Here is a 4,012-nt window from a genome sequence, read left to right on the forward strand (position 1 = left end):
ACCCCGGGCCGCATCATCGACGGCAGCAATGGCGACCACGCCTGCGAGCACTACTACCGCTACCGGGAAGATGTGGCCCTGATCGCCGGCCTGCACGTGGGCGCCTACCGCTTCTCGATTGCCTGGTCGCGGGTGCAGCCAACGGGCAAGGGAGCCTGGAATGAAGCCGGTTTCGCCTTCTATTCGAATCTGCTGGATGCGCTGGAAGCGCACAATATCGAAGCCCACCTCACCCTCTACCACTGGGACCTGCCGCAAGGCCTGCAGGACGATGGCGGCTGGCTGAACCGCGACACCGCCTACCGCTTTGCCGACTATGCAGCTGAAGTGGCGCGCCGCTTTGGCAATCGCGTGAAAACGATTGCAACGCACAACGAACCGTGGTGCACAGCCAATCTTGGCTACGGCAACGCCCAGTTCGCGCCGGGCGTGGCGGACGTCAAACAATCGGTGCAGGTATCGCACCATCTGCTGCTGTCGCACGGCCTGGCCATGAGCGCCATGCGCGCCGTAAAGCCGAACTGCCAGCTGGGCATTGTGCTGAACCAGTGGACCGCCGATCCCGCCACCGACAGCGCCGCCGATCGCGACCTGGCGGCATGGGAATACTCGCGCTCCGTCGAATGGTTCATGGACCCGATCTTCAAAGGCCACTACCCTGAGCTTGCGCTGAAAGGCCACGGAGCGAATGCGCCGCTGGTGGAACGGGGCGACTTCGAAATCATCCAGCAGCCGCTGGACTTCCTCGGCGTGAACTACTACTTCCGCGCCTATTGCAGCGCCGAAGACCCGCCGCGTAAAGCCCCCGGCAAGCACGGCTTCACCGACATGGGCTGGGAGATTTATCCGGAAGGCTTCACCGAACTGCTGCTGAAGCTGAACGCCGCCTACGACCTGCCGCCGATATACATCACCGAAAACGGCATGGCCAATCCGGACGCAGTGATTAACGGCGAAGTGCACGACCCCAAGCGCATCGAATTCATGCAAAGCCACCTGGCCGCATTGAAGGACGCGATGGACCAGGGCGTCAACGTGCAAGGCTACTTCGCCTGGAGTCTGCTGGATAATTTCGAATGGAATTCCGGTTATGCCAAGCGATTCGGTATGATCCACGTCGACTACGAAACGCAGCAGCGGACAATGAAAGACAGCGGCTACTGGTATCGGGACTTAATCGACAACCAGACCGCTTAAAAAAAACAAAACAGCGAGGAGACAAAGATGCAGCAGGAAGCCACCATGCAGGCGGGCCAGGAACCCGCGCCCGCACCGCCAATGGGACGCAGCCCGCTGCTGTGGGTTCCCACCGGTTACTTCACGATGGCGCTGGCCTATGTGATGCTGTCCAGCGTGACGTCCATCATGTTCAAGAATCTGGGCATGGACAATGCGCAGGYGGCCGGCTATGCCAGCTCGCTGATCCTCGCCTACACCATCAAGCCGCTGTTCGCGCCGATCGTCGAAATGTACCGCACCAAGAAGTTCTTCGTGCTGATCACCGAGCTGATACTGGCCGCGGGCTTCGGCGCTGTGGCGCTGGCGATGTCCCTGCCTGGCTACCTGACTGCGCTGCTGGTGCTGTTTGTGGTGCTGTCCTTCATCGGCGCCACGCAGGACATTGCAGCTGACGGCGTGTACGTCACCTCGCTCGACTCGCGCAAGCAATCGCTGTACTGCGGCATACAAAGCCTGAGCTGGAACATCGGCCCGATCGTAGCATCGGGCGGCTTCGTCTTCCTGAGCGGCTGGCTGCACACCAACTACACGCACGACTGGACGAAGGCCTGGCAAATCGTGTTCGCACTGGTCGCCGTGATCATTCTCGCGATGACGGCCTGGCACTGGAAAGTCATGCCCGACGGCGCCAAGGCCGAAGACGCGCCCGCCTCGCTGGGCGACGCATGGCACATCCTGAAGGACGCCTTCGTTACCTTCTTCCAGAAGCGCGATGTATGGCTGATGGTGGGCTTCGCCTTCCTGTTTCGCCTGTCGATCGGGCTGCTGGAAAAAATCGGCCCCTTCTTCATGGTGGACCCGGTAGCCAAAGGCGGCCTTGGCTTATCGAACGAACTGCTCGGCATCATCTACGGCACTTATGGCCTGGCTGCCGTGCTGCTTGGCTCCCTGCTGGGCGGCATCTTCGTCGCCAGGCGCGGCCTGAAGCCGACGCTGTTCCTGCTGTGCTGCGCAGTGAACATTCCGAACGTAACCTTCCTGCTGATGTCGATTTATCAGCCGAGCAGCCTGGTGCTGATCAGCCTTGGCGTCACGGTCGAAAAATTCTTCTTCGGCTTCGGCTCGGTCGGCTTCATGATCTACCTAATGCAGCAGCTGGCTCCCGGCAAATACACGACCACCCATTACGCCTTCGGCACCGGCCTGATGGGCCTGTGCATGATGGTCACCGGCCTGGTGAGCGGACACCTCCAGCAAATGCTCGGCTACGTCCACTACTTCTGGTTCGTGATGGCCGCCACCATCCCCAGCTTCCTCATCACCTGGCTCGCCCCCTTCCATTTGGGGTCAGGCGCTAAATGAGACATGAGGCTGCTTGATCTGCCTCAGGACCTGGTTCCGCGGCACATGCTAACTTCCCTGCATGAGCCGCCAACCTCGCATCCAGTTCCCAGGAGCCATCTACCACATCACCTCGCGCGGCAATCGTCGCGCCCATATCTTTCTAGACGACCACGATTACCTCACCTGGCACAAAACCTTCGCCACGACCGCTGAGAAGTTTGGATTTATCAGCCACAGCTTTTGCCTGATGCCCAACCATTTCCACATTCTGCTGGAGACGATGCAAGCAAACCTATCCAAAGGCATGCAATTCCTGAACAGCCATTATTCTCAGCACTTCAACAAACGACATGGCAAGGACGGCCACCTCCTGCAAGGCCGCTTTAACGCCCAATTAGTCGAGCACGATTCGTACTTTGCCGAGCTCGGACGATACATCGCACTCAACCCTGTCCGAGCAGGGCTGGTTGAATGCGCAGCAGACTGGCGCTGGAGCAGCTATCGATATACCGCTGGCCTGGCCACGCCGCCACACTGGCTCGAAACGGACCGGATACTCGCCCACTTCGGCCAGCGCGACAACGACCTGCGCCACAAAGCGTTTCGTGCATTTGTAGCGAGCGGCATGGACTGCAGCAATCCGCTGAAGGGCCGCCTCAAAAGCCAGAAACCGGATGCCACTCAATCCCAGCCCGCGCCCAAGCCCTTGGCCGACTATGCCTGCCGGCCCAACCGAAACAGCGCAATAGCTGATGCCATCTCGTCGGGAGCGTATAGCAAAAAGGATATAGCCGAGGCATTTGGCGTCAGCAAAAGGACCATTGGGAGAGCGGCGAAGCGAAACTAACGGACCAGCTCGTGTCTCGTTTAGCGCCTGACCCCAAATAAAAAAAGCCCCGGCCGGGGGAAATCGCGACCGGGGCCAACCTTGGATCAGTAAATCAGAAGTTGTAGCCTGCGTTGAAGCCGAAGGTGCGTGGCGGCAGGTATTGCGCTTGCCAGATGCCTTGCGGATTCTGGGCGCTCGTCTTGACGTTCTTGTCTTCCACGTTGCGCACGAACAGGTCGACGTAGTAGTTCTTCGTCGCTTCGTAGCGCATGCCGAGGTCCGTGCGGGTGTAGGACTTCTGACGATCCGGCTCACCCAGATTGAACACGCTCAGCCAGCTCGCGCTTTCGTAGTGGGCGCTGACACGCGGGGTCAGCGTGCCGTCCGGCAGGTGGATCGAGTGCGAATACTGCACCTGCGTGCTGAACTTCGGTGCGTGCGGCATCGTGTTGCCCGTCACGTCCAGGCAGCTGGTGATGCCGGTGATCGGACATGCCGGCAGCTGGTAGTCGTTACTGCCGCCGATCAGGGTGCCCAGCTTGGCGTGAGTGTAGGTCGCTACCACTTGCACGCGATCGTCCTTCGTGATGCGCGCCGCCAGTTCGGACTCGAAGCCGTAGATCTTCGCGCCTTCTGCGTTGAAGGTGCTCAGGCTATGGC

4 protein-coding genes are annotated in these 4,012 nt (G+C 60.1%); 3 read left to right on the top strand and 1 reads right to left on the bottom strand.

Going from position 1 to position 4,012, the window contains the following annotated elements; translation table 11 throughout:
• The 3 genes from AB4Z11_RS25540 to AB4Z11_RS25550 all read left to right on the top strand — a co-directional run.
• Positions 1–1,197, top strand: a 1,197-nt coding sequence (locus tag AB4Z11_RS25540) for a GH1 family beta-glucosidase (RefSeq protein ID WP_442028600.1), incomplete at its 5' end; no start/stop codon positions are given.
• 81 nt (positions 1,198–1,278) lie between these two features.
• Positions 1,279–2,541 carry an MFS transporter gene (locus AB4Z11_RS25545; protein ID WP_442028603.1) on the top strand — a complete coding sequence of 421 codons (1,263 nt, stop codon included), beginning with the start codon at positions 1,279–1,281 and terminating at the stop codon, positions 2,539–2,541.
• 61 nt (positions 2,542–2,602) lie between these two features.
• Positions 2,603–3,370, top strand: coding sequence for an REP-associated tyrosine transposase (locus AB4Z11_RS25550; RefSeq protein ID WP_442028601.1), 768 nt, complete (start codon positions 2,603–2,605; stop codon positions 3,368–3,370).
• 94 nt (positions 3,371–3,464) lie between these two features.
• Here the strand turns inward: AB4Z11_RS25550 and AB4Z11_RS25555 are convergent.
• Positions 3,465–4,012 (bottom strand): TonB-dependent receptor domain-containing protein (locus AB4Z11_RS25555; RefSeq protein WP_442028602.1); only part of this gene is annotated, 548 nt, incomplete at its 5' end.

Source organism: Pseudoduganella sp. RAF53_2 (assembly GCF_052113985.1).
In the GTDB taxonomy this organism is placed as follows: Bacteria; Pseudomonadota; Gammaproteobacteria; order Burkholderiales; family Burkholderiaceae_D; genus Rugamonas.